This window comes from Pseudomonas sp. AC083 (assembly GCF_979253165.1).
On sequence record NZ_CEEDDH010000012.1, the window covers coordinates 86,333 to 102,319 of the forward strand.

At 59.0% G+C, this 15,987-nt stretch carries 14 protein-coding genes; 4 read left to right on the forward strand and 10 right to left on the reverse strand.

Annotated elements, in window-relative coordinates; all coding sequences use genetic code 11:
- Positions 1–35 precede the first annotated feature (35 nt).
- Positions 36–971 carry an NADP-dependent oxidoreductase gene (locus tag AC0IXA_RS17955; RefSeq protein ID WP_471814149.1) on the forward strand — a complete coding sequence of 312 codons (936 nt, stop codon included), beginning with the start codon at positions 36–38 and terminating at the stop codon, positions 969–971.
- Here the strand turns inward: AC0IXA_RS17955 and AC0IXA_RS17960 are convergent.
- The 4 genes from AC0IXA_RS17960 to AC0IXA_RS17975 all read right to left on the reverse strand — a co-directional run bounded on the left by AC0IXA_RS17960 (position 949) and on the right by AC0IXA_RS17975 (position 7,522).
- Positions 949–4,008 (reverse strand): efflux RND transporter permease subunit, encoded by a 3,060-nt coding sequence (locus AC0IXA_RS17960; RefSeq protein WP_471814151.1) that lies wholly within the window; start codon positions 4,006–4,008, stop codon positions 949–951. The genes AC0IXA_RS17955 and AC0IXA_RS17960 overlap by 23 nt on opposite strands.
- A complete protein-coding gene (locus tag AC0IXA_RS17965) occupies positions 4,005–5,114 on the reverse strand; it encodes an efflux RND transporter periplasmic adaptor subunit (protein WP_471814153.1) in 1,110 nt (369 codons plus the stop codon). Before AC0IXA_RS17965 ends, AC0IXA_RS17960 begins: the two co-directional genes overlap by 4 nt.
- 324 nt (positions 5,115–5,438) lie before the next feature.
- On the reverse strand, positions 5,439–6,065 hold the full coding sequence (locus tag AC0IXA_RS17970; RefSeq protein WP_160768953.1) for a TetR/AcrR family transcriptional regulator: 627 nt from the start codon (positions 6,063–6,065) through the stop codon (positions 5,439–5,441).
- Positions 6,066–6,199: 134 nt separating this feature from the next.
- A complete protein-coding gene (locus AC0IXA_RS17975; RefSeq protein WP_160768952.1) occupies positions 6,200–7,522 on the reverse strand; it encodes an APC family permease in 1,323 nt (440 codons plus the stop codon).
- A 546-nt stretch (positions 7,523–8,068) separates the two neighbouring features.
- Here AC0IXA_RS17975 and AC0IXA_RS17980 point away from each other — a divergent pair.
- A complete protein-coding gene (locus AC0IXA_RS17980; RefSeq protein WP_341637750.1) occupies positions 8,069–8,431 on the forward strand; it encodes a DUF6124 family protein in 363 nt (120 codons plus the stop codon).
- Between the two features lie 84 nt (positions 8,432–8,515).
- Here AC0IXA_RS17980 and AC0IXA_RS17985 read toward each other — a convergent pair whose 3' ends face one another.
- The 4 genes from AC0IXA_RS17985 to AC0IXA_RS18000 all read right to left on the reverse strand — a co-directional run bounded on the left by AC0IXA_RS17985 (position 8,516) and on the right by AC0IXA_RS18000 (position 11,308).
- On the reverse strand, positions 8,516–8,617 hold the full coding sequence (locus tag AC0IXA_RS17985; RefSeq protein WP_110599553.1) for a YHYH domain-containing protein: 102 nt from the start codon (positions 8,615–8,617) through the stop codon (positions 8,516–8,518).
- Positions 8,596–9,732 carry a nickel/cobalt efflux protein RcnA gene (locus AC0IXA_RS17990; protein ID WP_471814156.1) on the reverse strand — a complete coding sequence of 379 codons (1,137 nt, stop codon included), beginning with the start codon at positions 9,730–9,732 and terminating at the stop codon, positions 8,596–8,598. The genes AC0IXA_RS17985 and AC0IXA_RS17990 overlap by 22 nt, the downstream gene beginning before the upstream one ends.
- Before the next feature lie 7 nt (positions 9,733–9,739).
- Positions 9,740–10,039, reverse strand: coding sequence for a metal-sensing transcriptional repressor (locus AC0IXA_RS17995; RefSeq protein ID WP_016774379.1), 300 nt, complete (start codon positions 10,037–10,039; stop codon positions 9,740–9,742).
- Positions 10,040–10,414: 375 nt separating this feature from the next.
- The gene (locus tag AC0IXA_RS18000; protein ID WP_471814159.1) at positions 10,415–11,308 is read right to left on the reverse strand and encodes an AraC family transcriptional regulator; all 894 of its coding nucleotides are present in this window, start codon (positions 11,306–11,308) and stop codon (positions 10,415–10,417) included.
- Between the two features lie 272 nt (positions 11,309–11,580).
- Between AC0IXA_RS18000 and AC0IXA_RS18005 the strand changes: the two genes are divergently transcribed.
- Positions 11,581–12,093, forward strand: a complete 513-nt coding sequence (locus AC0IXA_RS18005; RefSeq protein WP_471814161.1) for a nuclear transport factor 2 family protein — start codon at positions 11,581–11,583, stop codon at positions 12,091–12,093.
- 603 nt (positions 12,094–12,696) lie between these two features.
- Here the strand turns inward: AC0IXA_RS18005 and AC0IXA_RS18010 are convergent.
- Positions 12,697–13,521, reverse strand: a complete 825-nt coding sequence (locus tag AC0IXA_RS18010; RefSeq protein WP_471814163.1) for a PDZ domain-containing protein — start codon at positions 13,519–13,521, stop codon at positions 12,697–12,699.
- Between the two features lie 307 nt (positions 13,522–13,828).
- Positions 13,829–14,749, reverse strand: coding sequence for a LysR family transcriptional regulator (locus tag AC0IXA_RS18015; protein WP_471814165.1), 921 nt, complete (start codon positions 14,747–14,749; stop codon positions 13,829–13,831).
- 145 nt (positions 14,750–14,894) lie between these two features.
- Between AC0IXA_RS18015 and AC0IXA_RS18020 the strand changes: the two genes are divergently transcribed.
- Positions 14,895–15,941: an SDR family oxidoreductase gene (locus AC0IXA_RS18020; RefSeq protein ID WP_471814167.1), complete on the forward strand. Its 1,047-nt coding sequence runs from the start codon at positions 14,895–14,897 to the stop codon at positions 15,939–15,941.
- The last annotated feature ends 46 nt before the right edge of the window (positions 15,942–15,987 follow it).

Genomic DNA, 15,987 nt, shown 5'->3' on the forward strand with positions numbered 1-15,987 from the left:
TCCGACGAGCCTTGACCATCACAACGGAGAGAATCATGAAAGCGATCCAAGTCGCGCAGTACGGCCAGGCAGAAGCGCTGGAGCTCAAAGAACTTGCGGATCTGAAACCCAATGACGATCAGGTGTTAATCAATGTTGCCGGTAGTGGGATCAATCCAATCGATTGGAAAATCCTCTCCGGTGCCATGCAGCAATTCATTCCTCTGCCACTGCCCTACACGCCTGGTGTGGAAGTCTCAGGCACAGTCGCCGCGGTGGGCAGGAATGTCAGAGACTTTGTCGTTGGCGACAAGGTGTTCGGGTTTATCGGGATTACCGGCGGATATGCGACCCAGGCCCTCTCAACGCCAGATCGTCTGGCCCACACGCCGACAACCCTGTCGTTGCAAGAGGCCGGCGGCGTGCCGGCGGCAGCACTGACTGCTTGGCAAGCCTTGCATGAACACGCCGGGATTCAGGCAGGTCAAAAAGTCCTCATTCACGGCGGCTCAGGTGGCGTGGGCAGCTTCGCAATCCAGCTCGCCCGCCTTGCCGGTGCATATGTGATCGCGACCAGCTCTGCGAAGAACCACGACTATCTGCGTTCACTTGGCGCCGATGAGGTGATTGACTACACCACGGCTAAATTCGAAGACAGCGTTGCTGACCTCGATGCGGTCATTGATCTGGTCGGCGGCGAAACTCAGAACCGCTCATGGAGTGTCATCAAGCGCGGGGGCGTTCTGGTTTCCCCCGTAAGCGCACCCTCTGCACAGAAGGCAAACGAGCACGGTGTGAGTGGCAAAAATTTCGCCACCCGCTCCGATGGCAGCCAATTGGCCGAGATTGCCGCGCTGTTCACATCCGGCAAGCTCAGCCTTGAGGCTCAAGTGGTACCGCTGACAGGAGTTGTCGACGCGGTTAAACAAAGCTGGGCCGGGCACACCCGGGGAAAAATCGTGCTCGATGTCAGCGCTCAGGCCGAATCCTGAACCAGATCGCATACATCGCCGGCAGAAACACCAGCGTGATGATGGTGCCAACAAACGTGCCGCCGATCAGCGTGTACGCCAGCGTGCCCCAGAACACCGAGTGGGTCAGCGGAATGAACGCGAGAATCGCCGCCAGCGCGGTCAACAACACTGGCCGCGCCCGTTGCACTGTCGCTTCGACCACGGCATGGAACGGCGCCAGCCCTTCCTGCTCGTTGTGATGGATCTGCCCGATCAGAATCAGCGTGTTGCGCATCAGAATCCCCGACAGCGCAATCAACCCGACCAGCGCATTGATGCCGAACGGCTGGTTGAAGATCAGCAGCGTCGGCACCACGCCGATCAAGCCTAACGGCGAGGTGAGGAATACCATGATCATCGCTGAGATCGAGCGTACCTGGACGATGATGATGAGCAGCGTCATGGCGATCATGATCGGCAGCAACGGCAGAATCGCTTTGCCGGCCTTGCCGGATTCTTCGATGGCCCCCGCCTGTTCGATCCGGAAGCCGGAAGGCAGGTTTTCGATGATCGGCTGCAACTGCTGGATGATTGCGCCGGAAACGTCCGGTGGCTGTAAACCTTCGGCGATGTCGCCACGCACGGTGATGGTCGGCGTGCGATCGCGGCGGCGCAGGATCGGGTCTTCCATGCGCACTTCGACCTGGCCGATCTGCGACAGCGGGATGCGCTGCCCCGCCGCACCGACCAGGGTGAAGCCTTCGATCTGTGCCGGGTCCAGGCGGATATTGCCCGCCGCACGGCCAACGACCTGCACGGAACGGATGTCCTCGCGCACCGCCGTGATCGGCACGCCGCTGAGCAGAAATTGCAACTGCTGGGCGACCGCGCTGGACGTAAGCCCCACCGCCTGCAAGCGGTCCTGATCCAGGTTGAAATGCAAGGTCGGCGTCAGCGGCCCCCAGTCAGTGTTGACGGTTCTCATCATCGGGCTGTTCTGCATCACCGCCCTGACCTGCTCGGCGATGTCGCGCAATTTCGCCGGATCAGGTCCCATCACCCGATAGGCCACCGGGAATGGCGAATATGGACCGAAGACAATTTGCGTCGCCCGAACCCGCGCCTCTGGAGCAAGCCCTTCGGCGACCGCTTCGCGCAAACGCAACTTCAGAGTTTCACGGGCGTCCTGGCTGTCGGTCAGCACGACGATTTTGGCGAACGATGGGTCCGGCAATTCCGGCGCCATTGCCAGGAAAAACCGTGGTGCACCTTGGCCGATATAGGCGGTGACGATTTTTGCCTCTTCCTGCTTGTGCAGCCAGGCTTCGACTTTGGCCGCCGCGGCGCTGGTCTGCTCGATGGACGTGCCGTAGGGCATCTGCACTTCGATCATCACTTCGGGGCGGTCCGAGGTCGGAAAGAACTGCTTCTTCACCAGCCCCATGCCCGGAATCGCAACGGCAAACAGCGCGACCACCGCACCGGCCACCAGCCATTTGCGCGTGATCACCCATGCCAGAACACGCCGGAAACGGTTGTAGCGCGGCGTGTCGTAGATCGCCGCGTGCCCGCCTTCGACTTTCTTGATGTCGGGCAACAGCTTCACGCCCAGGTACGGCGTGAAAGCCACGGCGACGACCCACGAAGCAATGAGCGCGATGCCGACAATCCAGAACATGTTGCTGGTGTATTCGCCCGCCGTTGATTGCGCGAATCCGTTGGGCAGAAAGCCAATCGCCGTGACCAGTGTGCCGGCCAGCATCGGCGCTGCCGTATGACTCCAGGCATAGGCCGAGGCCTTGATGCGGTCGTAGCCCTCCTCCATCTTCACCACCATCATTTCAATGGCGATGATCGCGTCATCGACCAGCAAGCCGAGCGCCAGAATCAGCGAGCCGAGAGTGATCCGGTCAAAGTTCTTGCCGGTCGCCGCCATCACCACAAACACGATCGCCAGAGTCAAGGGCACCGCCGCTGCGACCACCACGCCGACACGCCAGCCCATGCTGAGAAAGCACACCAGCATGACCACCAGCAGCGCGACAAAGAACTTGACCATAAACTCGCCGACGGCCGAGTCGATATTCACCGCCTGATCGGTGACTTTCGACAGCGTCATGCCCAAAGGCATTTCTTCGTTGATCCTGACTGTCTCGGCATCCAGCGCCTTGCCCAGATCGAGACCGTTCCAGCCCTCGCGCATGATCACGCCGAGCAATAACGCTTCTTCGCCGTTGTTGCGCACCAGGAAAGTTGCCGGGTCTTCGTAGCCGCGCTCGACCGTGGCCACGTCAGACAGCTTGAGTGTTCGGCCCTGAGCGACAACAGGCGTGTCACGGATTTTCTGCAACGTATCGAACGCGCCATCGACGCGCAGAAAAACCTCCGGCCCTTTGGTTTCGACCGACCCGGCCGGCGTCAATACGTTCTGATTGTTCAGCGCGGCGAAGATGTCCTGCGGCGACAAGCCCAGCGTCGCCAAGCGATCATGGGAAAACGAAACGAATATCCGCTCGGCCTGCTCGCCGATGATGTTGACCTTTTTCACCCCCGGCACGTGCAACAGGCGCTGGCGTAAAGTTTCCGCGTCGCGCACCAGCAAGCGCTGCGGCTCGCCCTTGGCTTTCAAGGCGAACAGCGCGAAGGTCACGTCGGAGAACTCGTCGTTGACCATCGGCCCGATGACACCCGCCGGCAGCCTGATCGCTTCATCGTCGAGCTTCTTGCGTGCCTGGTAAAACTCTTCCTGCACCTGCGATGGTGGTGTGCTGTCGAGCAACGAAACCATGGTGAATGCCAGTCCCGGACGCGTGTAGGTTTCCGTGCGGTCGTACCACTTCAATTCCTGCAGACGCTTTTCGAGGGGTTCGGCGACCTGATCCTGCATCTCTTGCGCGGTCGCTCCCGGCCACGCGGTGATGACGGTCAGCTGCTTGACCGTGAACGGCGGATCTTCCGCCCGGCCCAATTTGAAGAACGACAGGACGCCGGCCACGGCGATCAGAAAAATCAAAAACACCGTGATCGCACGTTGGCGCACGGCGATAGCAGAAAGGTTGAACCGGCCCTCGCTCATGGACGACTCCCGGCAATCTGGCCATCGTCGCGGGCAAGCAAGCGCACTTCTTCGCCATCGCGCAGCAGATGCGCGCCCAGCGCGACAATCGGCTCACCGACGTTGAGCTGGCCAGCGACACGGGCCGAGTCATCGCTCAAGCCCAAGACCTCGACCGGGCGCCAGCTCACTGTCGCCGGTGTGCCGGCGATGACCCACACGCCGGGGCCTTTGCCCGGGTTGTAGATCGCCGCGACGGGCACTTTCAGCGCCTGATCTGGCGAAGAACCCTGGTCAATTTCGAGGGTGACCGTCGAGCCGATTGGCGCATTGGCCAACCTGCCTTCGAGCACAAAGCGCGCCTCAAACGTACGAGTGGTACTGTCAGCCGAATCGGAAAGCAGACGAAGTTTTGCGCTCACGGCAGCCGACGTATCGCCATACAGTTTTGCCTGAGCGGTTGAGCCCGGCGCGGGGCGCAAGGTCTCGGGCAGATGGACGATGGCCTCCCGCTGACCGGCCCGCGCCAGCCGCACCACCGGTTGTCCCGGGCTGACGACTTGCCCGGGTTCGGCGAGGGTTTCCACCAACACGCCATCAGCGTCCGCCAGCAAAACCGCGTAACCCGAGGCGTTGCGCGCGACGTCCGCTTGCGCCATAGCGGCATTGAGCTGCGCCCTGGCGGTGTCGGCGGCGGCTTTGAACTGATCGTAGGCCGATGCCGAAATAGCGCCGGCGGCGACGAGTTTGCGATTGCGCGCTTCGTCACCGGCAGTCTGTATGGCTCGGGCGCGAGCGGCGCTCACCGCTTCTTGCTGGGCTCGCGCCTGCAGGCCGAGGTCGATCGGGTCGAGGCGCATCAGTGGCTGGCCGCGCTTGACCGTCTGACCGGTATCAACCAGACGCTCGAGCACCTTGCCCGAAACGCGAAAGCCCAGATCGCCCTGGGTGCGCGCAGCGACGACGCCGGTGAATGATCGAGACCCATTTTCTGCCGGTTGCACCGCCGCCGATCTGACAATCGGCGCCAGGGTGCGTGGATCTTTTGCGCTGGAGGAATCCCCGCACGCCGTCAGGGCCAAGGGCAACAAACATACCGCGAGGGGGAAAGGTCGGAGCCGGCGCATGGAATTCCTTCACTGAAAATAGGATGATCATCATATTCTCAGTCTTGTGACCGATATCGTCAACAATCACTAAATCGCCGGCCCGATTTTCAGCGCTGAATCAGAAGCGATAGCTGACGGAAGTACCGAGCCCGCTGGCGCTATTCTTGTATTTCGCGCCGTACGAACCCTGGTACGCAGCACTGAAATAACCAAACTGCGGCGGCCATGTTGCCCTAGTGACCATACCAGTCAAGAGTCACAAACAGAACAGCGGAAATGTCGTTGCGTCAGGAACAGGATGGGGTTGGGGCGACTGATCCGAGTATTCGGATCAGCAGAGGGTCAAGGCATCAAGCTGCGCAAGATGAGGTTCGAAGTCAGCGTGGGCGCCACTTCGATGAAATCGAGATTGTGTTGCAGCATCAGTGGATTGACGAAGGGCCGCAGCGCCAAGTGGATCGACTCGACCGTCTCGTCCAGCGGCGTCCTGCGCTCGAACTCACCGGCCTCGCGACCATCGCGGACAATGTCGGTGATAAAGCGCTTGATCTGCGCATCGTAACGCTGCGCACTTGGCCAGTTCTCACCCGCTGCAAACGCGGCAATGTCATAGAGTTTGCGATCGTTGAAGAACAGGTTCACGCCCGTAGCGATCACGGTTTTCACCAAACGACGGAAACGCTCGGTAGGGGTCAGGTTTTCTTCGTCGATCGCCTGCTCGACCGCCGCAACGATCTGCCCCAGACAGTTCGCGCAGATCGCTTCGCCAATCGCCTGTTTGGAATCGAAGAATTTGTAGATGTACGCCTTGGAGAAACCGATGGCCTTGGCCAGATCGGACACCGTGGTCTTGGCGTAGCCGTACTGGCTGAAATGCTCGTTGGCCGCCGCGACAATCTGATCACGAATGTCGTGATCGACGGGACCACGCGGGCCGGGGAAGGATGGGGAAACTGAGGACTGATTCATGTCGGCAGCTTACTCACCCGCCCGCCGACTGACAACGTGTGACTCATTCTGAAAACCACCACCCATCCACTGTGGGAGCGAGCCTGCTCGCGAATACGCCCGCCCAAACAACACCAATTCCCCAAGCTGCTGCACTACCCGGCCTTACTGATCGCGGAAAAATTGATACGAGAAAAGCCGTGCAGCAACATCCCGACAATGATCAACGCCCCCGCGCGCAACCACGTTTCCCACCCCTGCTGACTGAGCAGCACCAGACACGACACGATCGCAAGCACCGGGACAAAGGTCGGCACGCGAAAGTGGTCCTCCTCCACCCTGTCACGACGAAGAACCAGCACCGCCACATTGGTACTCAGAAAAACGAACAGCAACAGCAACACCACCGTCTCTGCCAGCGTTGCCAGCGTGCCTGTGAGTGTCAGGGCAATAGCGACCAAGGTCGTTGCGACAATGGCAGCCCACGGAGTTTTGCGTTGAGGCAGCACCGCACCCAAAACACCCGGCAACAGCCCCAAGTTGGCCATGCCATAAGTCAATCGACTGGCCATGATCATGGTTAACAACGCACCGTTGGCCACAGCGATCAGCGCAATAAAGGAGAACAGCGCCGGCGGGATTGCGAGGGTCGATGCGCGGACAACTTCGAGCAAAGGCGCCGACGTTGCCACCAACTTCTCGGTAGGCAACACCGAAGAAGCTGCCACGCCAACCGCCATGTAAACCACGCCAGCGGTGAGCAAAGCGGCGAACAAGGCGCGCGGGTAAACCTTGCGCACGTCTTTGATTTCCTCGGCCAGATTGGCCGAAGTTTCGAACCCGACGAAGGAATAGAACGCCAACAACGCCGCCCCCAGCACCGCCAGCACGGGACTGACGCCCGGTTTGAACGTGAGCGTCCGTCCCAGATCCGCATCGCCTGTGCGGAAATACCAGACTGCAGCCACGATCACCAGAATCAACCCGGACAGTTCAATCACGGTCATCACCAGATTCGCCCCAAGCGACTCCTTGATCCCCCGCGCGTTGAGCAGGCCGATCGCCAGGAGAAACACCAGGGCGGCAATCTGCGGCGATACGTCAACGAAGGCGTTGAGGTAATCACCGGCAAACGCCAGCGACAAACCCGCAGCGCTGGTGACCGCAGCCGCCAGCATGCAGAAACCGACCAGGAAGGAAATGAGCGGTGACTTGAAGGCCTTTTCCGCGAACACCGAAGCCGCGCCGGCGTGGGGATATTTGGTCACCAGCTCTGCGTAGGAACCTGCCGTCAACATGGCGAAGAACAACGCGATCAGCAGCGGAACCCAAATCGCGCCGCCCACCTCCCCCGCGATCGTTCCGGCGAGGGCGTAAACACCCGCGCCGAGTACATCGCCGAGAATAAACAGAAACAGCATCGGGAAAGTGATTGCCCGGCGCAGAGCAGGTTTATGAGTGGGAGCCGTCACGGTCATTCCTTGATTCAGGTGTGGAGGAGCTGGAGGGTTGTCACCTCAAACAATGGAAATGGCGCCGAAAGCAAAGTTCAAAATGTGTGATGGGGCTTGTCGGCACGACGCTATAAACATTGCCAACTCGACACCTGTGGGAGCGAGCCTGCTCGCGAAGACCCCAGCCCGATCAACACAAAACCTCAGCCAAAACCAATTCCCTAAACACCCCGTTTAAAACCGATATCCAGACTATTCCAGCAAGCTACAACGCCTTGCGCCATTGCCTACGACTACGCCAGAATCCGCCGGCTTGTGCGCCTCGGGCCGTGGTTCTATCGTTGGCCGGTCACTGAAAACAGTGATCGGGTTTGGTAGCCCGCTTTCCACATGGCGCATAACGTCATCCTATGCAGATGCTTTCGCATCGGTTTTATGGTGGCCATGCGCAGGGCGTTTTCGAGCGCGCCGGTTTTTCCATGTGGGCCGGTCTACCAACCTTCGTATGGCCACCACCCTTCGTTTGGTAGCGAGAGTGATGGCTCCCTTGGTCACATATGGAGCTTCACCATGTTCAAAGTCACGCCAAACCCGCCACAGTCAGACGAAACCTCCCCCTACGAATCCCTCGACTCAAAAAAACTCCACGAAGCCGCCGACCGCGCCCTCGACCACTACCTCAAACCCACCGACACCCTCAAAACCACGCCCTACCAGACCAGCAGCATGTTCCTCGCCAACCCGAAAATCGCCACCGAAGAACTGCTGGTCAACGCCAGCGAATCGCTAGGCTCTGCCTCGGTAATGCTGAGTGATGTGATTGGAATGGTTGAAGGATCTGCGCGCAAGACACTGCAAGGTATCGCGCAGGTAGTGATGCTCGGCGAGCTCGCGGTTAATCAGGCGTTGGATAATGTCGTGCCGGTGGAGTAATTCTGAGGATGCAGGCGTTCGCTAATGCCTTGCCCCCATCGCGCGCTCCTCGATAGCCGAGCCTTGCGCTGGGCTCTTTGCTCGTCAGTGGCAGTGGTAGTCGTTGGTTTTATGGTTGCGATGGCAACCCTTTGCATCAGTGCCACCGCTGTGCGCAAAGGGTCTTATGCGCTCAGGCCGATCCAGCCATGAAAGCCGACATACAGGCCAACGCCAATGATCAGCACGCTGGACAGATAAGGAGCGCGGCGCGCCACGGTTCCCAGCCACGGCCAGCGATTGGAAGCCTGTCTGGCACCGATGGCCGCAGCGGCACCGACAGTGACCAGAGTCAGCGCCAGGCCGATGCTGAAACACAGAACGAGCATGCCGCCGAGCGCGACTTCTTTGACTTGCAGGCACAGCAACAGGACAGTGATGGCAGCCGGACAAGGAATCAGGCCGCCAGTCAGCCCGAACATGACGATCTGACCCGTGGTCACTTCGCGGTTGGTGAAGCGTTTACGGATGTCGTTGGCATGAGCACGTTCGTGCGCATCCTGATAGCCATCAATCGACAGCTCCAAGCCTTCGAGTTCGGAATGCGCATGCCCGTGACCATGCTCCTGGAACGTCAGATCGTAATCATGCGAATGCCCGGCATGTCCAAGGCTCAACCGAGCGCTGAACTCGTGCGGTTCGGGAATATCCACCGTCGACTGCAGAAAACCTTCACGCTCGACGAACGCGAACGATTGGCTGCTGCCGTCCGGACGCGTCGTGGTCAGGCGAACATCCGAGGCTGCCCAGGCGTGTCCGCTCAGGGTCTTCAGACGCCAGTGCGGTGGCAGGCCTTCCTCGAAGATCGACAGTTCAACACGGCCATGGCCGGTATCTATTCGGTGCGTTTCATCATGATGACCATGGTCGTGTTCGCCGTGATGGTGAGCATCGCTTTGCTCGAACTTGAACATCTGCTCACCGCGCCAGGTACGCCACAGCATCCACAGGGCAATCATGATGATCAGTGCAGCAGACGCAAGCTGGAAATACGGCTCAGTGGTTTCAGCATCCAGGCCTTTGCCCAGGTACATGCCGCCGATGGCGACCAGCCACACCACGGCGGTGTGCGAAAGCGTTGCGGCCACCCCCAACAAAACAGCTTGTTTGACCGAGCCACGGATGGCCACGATGAAGGCCGCCATCATGGTTTTCGAATGACCTGGCTCCAGGCCATGCAAGGCACCGAGCAGAATCGCGCTCGGGAAATACAGCCAGGCGTGAGCCCCGCCTTGCTGCAACAGTTCAGCGAAATCGGGCATGTCAGACCTAAAGGTACTTGGTGATTTGTTTGAAGGCTTCCAGCGGTGCGCGCTCGCCATTGCCTAGCGCCGAAACGGTATCTTCGAGGCAGTGGTCGATGTGATCCTGGATGAGTGTTCGTTTGGCCTGGCAGATCGCTTTCTCAACTGCATGAAGCTGCTGAGCGATGTCCACGCACTGACGCCCTTCTTCGATCATGGTGATGATGCCGCGCAAATGCCCGTCCGCCCGTTTGAGGCGTTTGATGATCGCCTCATGACTTTGGTGGGTGTGGGGATGGCTGTGGTCGTGTTCGTGCTCACTCATGAGTTGAGTCTCAGGGCTCGATGAATTACGCTGGCATCGTATCCCCCCAGGGGGGATTAGGCAAATCGCTTGAACGCCCTGTCAACGAGTCGAAACCTTTAACGCCATGTTCAGCAAAACACTGACAACGACGGTAGTAATCGCGCTTGCTCTCGCCATGTTCATGGCCTGGGCCGGGCATACCTATTCGTTGTCAGTCACCTCGGGGCAGCCAGCCTGGGAGAGCGCTGAGGACGTCCATCATGCTCACGGCGAAGAGTCGTCATCCAGCCACGACCGGCGATTACCTGAGCGTCAAACAGTAGTCCGGAACACATTGAAAACGAGGCCGCAAATGCGGCCTCGTTTTTTTCTGCGCGACGAAAAGCGCTGGATTCAAATTCCACACATGTCCGTGCGCAGCCGCCAGGCGTCTTTCGCCGGCGGCATACCGAACAAGCGGGCGTAGTCCCGACTGAACTGCGAGGGACTTTCGTAACCAACTGTATATCCGGCCTCTGCGGCGTCGACCGCTTCGGTGACCATCAGCCGACGTGCTTCCTGTAGCCGCAACTGGTTGCGAAACTCCAGCGGGCTCATCGAGGTGATCGCCTTGAAATGCGTGTGAAACGAAGAACGGCTCATGCCGGCGATTTCGACGAGTTCATCTATCCGACACGCTTCGTTGTAGTGGCTGCGCAGCCAGGCAATGGCCTTGGCGATCTGGTTCAAGCGGCTGTCTGCTTGCGCCATCTGCCTGATGATGCTGTTGCCGTTTTCGGTTAGAAGGCGATAAAGCATTTCGCGAATCACCAGCGGAGCGAGCGCTTCGATATCACGAGGCCTGTCGAGCAGCCCGGCCAGCCGAACCGCAGCATCCAGCAGTTCTGGAGTCGTATCGTTGAGCGTAATGCCTGCCGGCGGTGCACTGACGCTCTCTTCTCTTAACGGATGGCGCAGCGCAAGGTCGCTCAACACAGTGGTATCGAGATCCAGCGCCAGGCACAGATAAGGAACAGCCTCACTCGCCTCGATGACCGAGCCCATCACCGGAAGGTCTACCGATGCAATCAGGTACTTGGCCGGATCGTAAACATAGGCGGTAGTGCCCAGCATCGCTTGTTTACGTCCTTGGGCGACCAGGCAGAGTGTTGGCTCGTACACCACCGGCATAGGCATCGTGGGCGTAGCCGAACGAATCAGGCTGACACCCGGAATCGCGGTGCTGTGAATGCCGTCATCCCGGACGTGACGACCAACGATATCGACAAGCTTTGAAAGGGAATTCAAACACAACTCCATAACGTCGGAATGCGGCGGTTAGACATCTGGTATCGGATGATCAAGCAAGAAATCAGGACGATCCTGCAACAGCCCTCCTCCGCTCGTAAGTCACACTTCAAATGAAGCCCAGAGATACTGCCGGCCAAACCCGCGCCGATTCTTTGCCAAAGCCCCATATAGAGCGACGGCGCGGGAAAACGCAACTAGCGGCTTACAGATAACAACAACGGCCCATCCAACTCGACGGGGCTCATCGGATAGATTAAGGAGCACAGGAAATGACGCTTGTTCAACGCCTCTCTACAGCGCTAGCACTGGTCCTCACTACACTCATCGCAGGGCCGGCGCCCGCCGTGGCCAGCGAACCGACTACGGAACGCAACCGCCAATTCATTGCGCAAGCGTTCAACCAGTGGGCTCAAGGCGGCCGGACGTTCTTCACAGATGTGCTGGCTCCCGATGTGATCTGGACAATCAAGGGGACGAGCCCCTCGGCAGGCACTTATCGGGGCCGAGATGACTTTCTGAAACGCGCAGTCCAACCCTTCGCAAAACGGCTCGCCTCGCCCGTTCGCCCGACGGTGACGGATATCTGGGCTGAAGGCGATGACGTCGTCGTGCACTGGGACGGCACCGCCACCGCAGCCGATGGCGCGCCTTATCGCAACAGCTACGTATGGATCATGCGCATGCAAAATCTGCAGGCAGTTGAGGTCACTGCCTTTCTCGACCTGGTGCCTTATGACGACGTTATCAGGCGAATTCCGCTTGAAGCTGGCGATGTTGAATAGATAAGCCCGCCAGGATCGACTGGAGGATCTGCTCGCGAGACGCTGCGAGATATTACGTAGGTGGGCATGTCGTCGAATGTCGGCTTTCGGCCAGAAGCTGCCTGTCACGATGGCTACTGTGAACGCTTTATTTCGGCAGCGAGCTGGCCAGCCTGGTTGCGCAACTCGCTGAATCTGTTGTTCAACTCGAGATGGTCCGGTCTTCACGCAAAGACACCGTCGGCAAAGGCCTGTCCAAGAATCAGGTCGTTCAACGAACACATGCCTCCATAGCTCGGCAGCAGGCAAGTGATTCCGGAGTAGTCGGAATCTTCAAGGAGGGTTTGGCCTTCCGCATCCATTGACTCAAATGCGCATCTCCATCGTTTCAGGCATTTTTGCAAGCTGCTCAAGCACAGAGAGATCAGCTCTGTGGTTTTTGGTCCCATTTCTGCATCAGAAGTTTTATACAGAGGACCTCTTCCTCTCGAGGTAAATGCGACGCGGAATATTCGTGAACGATAAAAACTGCAAAGCCCCGAGTAATCAGGGCTTGGTTATATATAACGTGGTGGCGGCTAAGCTTTTCGGACCCGTATTCACCGAACAGGTAAGCCCAATACCTCAGGTTTTACTGTTGAGCTGAATACTCTTTGTGATTATTTTTCCGTTACGACTAAGGGTGACAACAACTTTCTTGCCTACCTTTGTTTCAATCAGGGCGCCCAAGTGATTGCTGTTTTTTATCTTTTCGTTGTCAAGTGTTTCCAGTATATCCCCAACGAGAATATCTGCATTGTAAGCTGGAGAGTCATCAGCGACCATGGTTGCTTTTACGCCATGATTTGACTGCCGCTCCTGGCGTTCCTTGTCCGTCAGGTCCGCTGTGCGAACTCCAAATACGACTGTCTGCTTTATAAAGTAAACGGCGGCGTAATCTGCCCGATGCTCTGTTGTCGGAACGTAATCGGTGGTTGTAGTGAGCGTCGTCCCCGTCCCTTTGACAATGGCATTGGTGTGGCCAGAAGCGCCCATCAGTAGCGCCGATCCTTCTGTTGTACTGATCGTGGGCTTGACGACCGCTGTCGAAGTTGCATAACTGCCCGTGTATTGAGGGCTCCTGATGACAATCAGATCGGCCTTAACGGCTCTTGCTTGATCGACTGCAAATTTTTCAGGAATGGATTGGGGACTGTTGAACGATGACTTGCCAATAGCGATATAACCTCTGCGAGCCCACATGTCCAGACGTTCTTGGCCTTGCTCAGGACTAACGTTATCAACCAGTGGGGTTTCTGGTGGAGGGGCAGATCGAGTTTTGGCTATATTTTCGGAAGTGGCTCCGTTCAGGACGGAGTAGTAATTTGTGTACGGGTTGTTGTTTGCACATCCAGATAGTGCGACATAAAAGAAAGCTAACGCAATAAATTTGGTTGCATGTTTTTTCACTTTTCTCTTCCCTAAACTTGTTTAGATATCCCAGATTCTTAGCAATGGCAATTTAACATGATTTCAGTGCGAAACGTATAGAGCGGCCGCGACGAAGTGGACAACGCGGTGGACTTCTATCACATTTACTAGAGCTTTCCAGGCAGACAGCGGGCATCCTGAACGTCGCTGATTCCTCAGTAGTTAGTAAACTGGCGACGTACGGCCCACTAGCACGATCCCCTCGGGCATGGAAGTTCCAGTGACCGCTTTTGGCCGATTGCTGCCCGTCGCCACGGGCGCCCTGCTGGCAGACCGTGCATTAACCTCACGAAACGGCGCCGAAATCCGCAACCTGCCCCTCAGCCCGCAAAAAATCCACAAACGCCCTCAGCGGCGAAGGCATGTGACGGCGGCCGTGGTAGTAAAGAAACGGGCCGTCGAATGTCTGCCACCAGTCCTCGAGAATCGGCACCAGTCGACCATCGGAGAGTGGCTCGCGCAGGAAGTCCTCGAAGGTATAGACGATGCCCAGTCCGTTGATGGCCGAGCGAATTTTCAGATCGTGCGACGACGTCAGCAGTTGCCCCTGAGGCGGGATACGCACGATACGGCCGTCTCGATGGAACTCGAATACGCCGACTTTGCCACTCTCGAAGCGATGGCCAAGCAGGTCATGGCCCGGCAGTTCTTCAGGGTGAGTGGGCGTACCGCGTTCAGCCAGATAGCCCGGGGCGGCGGCTGCAACGAAGCGTTGGCGACGCGGGCCGATGGGCACGACGATCATGTCCTTGGCCAGGCTCTCTTCATAGCGCACGCCGGCGTCATACCCGCCAGCGTTGACGTCGACAAAGGTGTTGTCCATGACGACTTCGACACTGACCCCTGGATAAAGGCGCAGAAAACGCGCCAGCAGGTCGGGTAACAGAAAGCGTGCCACCGGCACTGGCACATTGAGTTTGAGCGTGCCGACCGGGCGCTGAGCGTCGTCGTCGAGATCGTTGAAAGCGGCGTCGATTTCCTGCAAGGCCGGGCGCAGGCGCTCGAGCAAACGCTCGCCGGCTGCCGTCGGCGTGACGCTGCGCGTGGTTCGATTGAGCAGGCGCACGCCCAGGTCGCTTTCCAGCCGGCGCATGCAATCGCTCAGCGACGAGGCGGACAAACCGCGTTTTTGCGCGGCAGCACGAAATCCCCCCGCCTCGACCACCGCAGCAAATATCGACACATCGGTAAGGTTTGGTTTACGCATGAACGCTTCCTCCGCAAGCGGCTGACTGTACGCCATACCGTACGGGCCATCCACCAATGCCCGACTTATCCTCGCGCATTCGTACACCGATACTGCTCACTCGCCCCGCCAACCGGGAACCTGTACCGCGAATGAGATTTCCCCAATGAGCCATTCACCCGCTACGCCGAGCAATACCGCGACCCAACGCCTCCTCAAGGCCACCCGAATGCTGTTCGCCATTTCCGCGCTGGCCGGCACGCTGGCTGCGCAGGCGACTCCCCGAACGGAGCCGAAGCCGGACTGGTCAACCCACGACATGCCCAGCCAGAAAGGCCGCATTGTGCTGGTGACCGGAGGGACCAGCGGCATGGGCTATGAAGACGCGCTGGCCCTGACGCGCGCCGGTGCCGAGGTGATCATCGCCGCACGCAACGCCGAGCGCGGCCGCGAAGCGATCACGGAGATCAAGCAAGCCGTGCCCGAGGCGCGCGTGCAATTCGAAACGCTGGACCTTGCCAATCTGCAATCGGTGCGCGACCTCGCTAACCGTCTGCAAGGGCGCCTGCCGAGGCTCGACGTGCTGATCAACAATGCCGCGATCATGTCGCCGCCTGTTCGAGGCGTTTCCGCCGATGGCTACGAGATGCAACTGGCGACCAATTATCTGGGGCATTTCGCCCTGACCGGCCTGCTGATGCCCCTGCTACGCAAAAGCGACGATGCTCGGGTGGTCAGCCTGTCGAGCATCGCCGCCGGGCGCGCAAACCTGAACTTCGATGACCTGCAGGCTGAGCGCAGTTACGACCCTTTTGCCAGCTACAGCCAATCGAAACTGGCGGTTCTGAAGTGGAGTATTGAGCTGCAGCAGCGCAGCGATGCCGCCGGTTGGGGGATACGCAGCATCGCCGCGCACCCCGGCGTTGCCGTGACCGAACTGATCGCCCGCGGGCCTGGCCTGGACAGTGAATTCGGCAAACAATGGGCTGTAGAGCGGGACCTGTATCATTCCGCAGCGCAGGGCGCGCTGCCCACGCTGTATGCGGCGACGGCGCTGGAGGCGGTCGGCGGCGCCTACTACGGCCCCACCGGTGATAACGAGAAGCGCGGGCCGCTGGGCTTCGCCAAGATGCCGCCGGCCGCTGCCGATCGCTCGAATTCGGCCACACTGTGGCAACTCTCCGAGCGACTGACCGGCGTCACCTACCGCTGACCGCCCGGCACGGGGCAGGCCCCGTGCCATTGCCCCGCCACTCCCA

Bases quoted from the DNA above. Each gene is read 5' to 3' on its own strand.
- AC0IXA_RS17955 (WP_471814149.1), top strand. From the start codon at position 36: ATGAAAGCGATCCAAGTCGCGCAGTACGGCCAGGCAGAAGCGCTGGAG.
- AC0IXA_RS17960 (WP_471814151.1), bottom strand. From the start codon at position 4,008: ATGAGCGAGGGCCGGTTCAACCTTTCTGCTATCGCCGTGCGCCAACGT.
- AC0IXA_RS17965 (WP_471814153.1), bottom strand. From the start codon at position 5,114: ATGCGCCGGCTCCGACCTTTCCCCCTCGCGGTATGTTTGTTGCCCTTG.
- AC0IXA_RS17970 (WP_160768953.1), bottom strand. From the start codon at position 6,065: ATGAATCAGTCCTCAGTTTCCCCATCCTTCCCCGGCCCGCGTGGTCCC.
- AC0IXA_RS17975 (WP_160768952.1), bottom strand. From the start codon at position 7,522: ATGACCGTGACGGCTCCCACTCATAAACCTGCTCTGCGCCGGGCAATC.
- AC0IXA_RS17980 (WP_341637750.1), top strand. From the start codon at position 8,069: ATGTTCAAAGTCACGCCAAACCCGCCACAGTCAGACGAAACCTCCCCC.
- AC0IXA_RS17990 (WP_471814156.1), bottom strand. From the start codon at position 9,732: ATGCCCGATTTCGCTGAACTGTTGCAGCAAGGCGGGGCTCACGCCTGG.
- AC0IXA_RS17995 (WP_016774379.1), bottom strand. From the start codon at position 10,039: ATGAGTGAGCACGAACACGACCACAGCCATCCCCACACCCACCAAAGT.
- AC0IXA_RS18005 (WP_471814161.1), top strand. From the start codon at position 11,581: ATGACGCTTGTTCAACGCCTCTCTACAGCGCTAGCACTGGTCCTCACT.
- AC0IXA_RS18015 (WP_471814165.1), bottom strand. From the start codon at position 14,749: ATGCGTAAACCAAACCTTACCGATGTGTCGATATTTGCTGCGGTGGTC.
- AC0IXA_RS18020 (WP_471814167.1), top strand. From the start codon at position 14,895: ATGAGCCATTCACCCGCTACGCCGAGCAATACCGCGACCCAACGCCTC.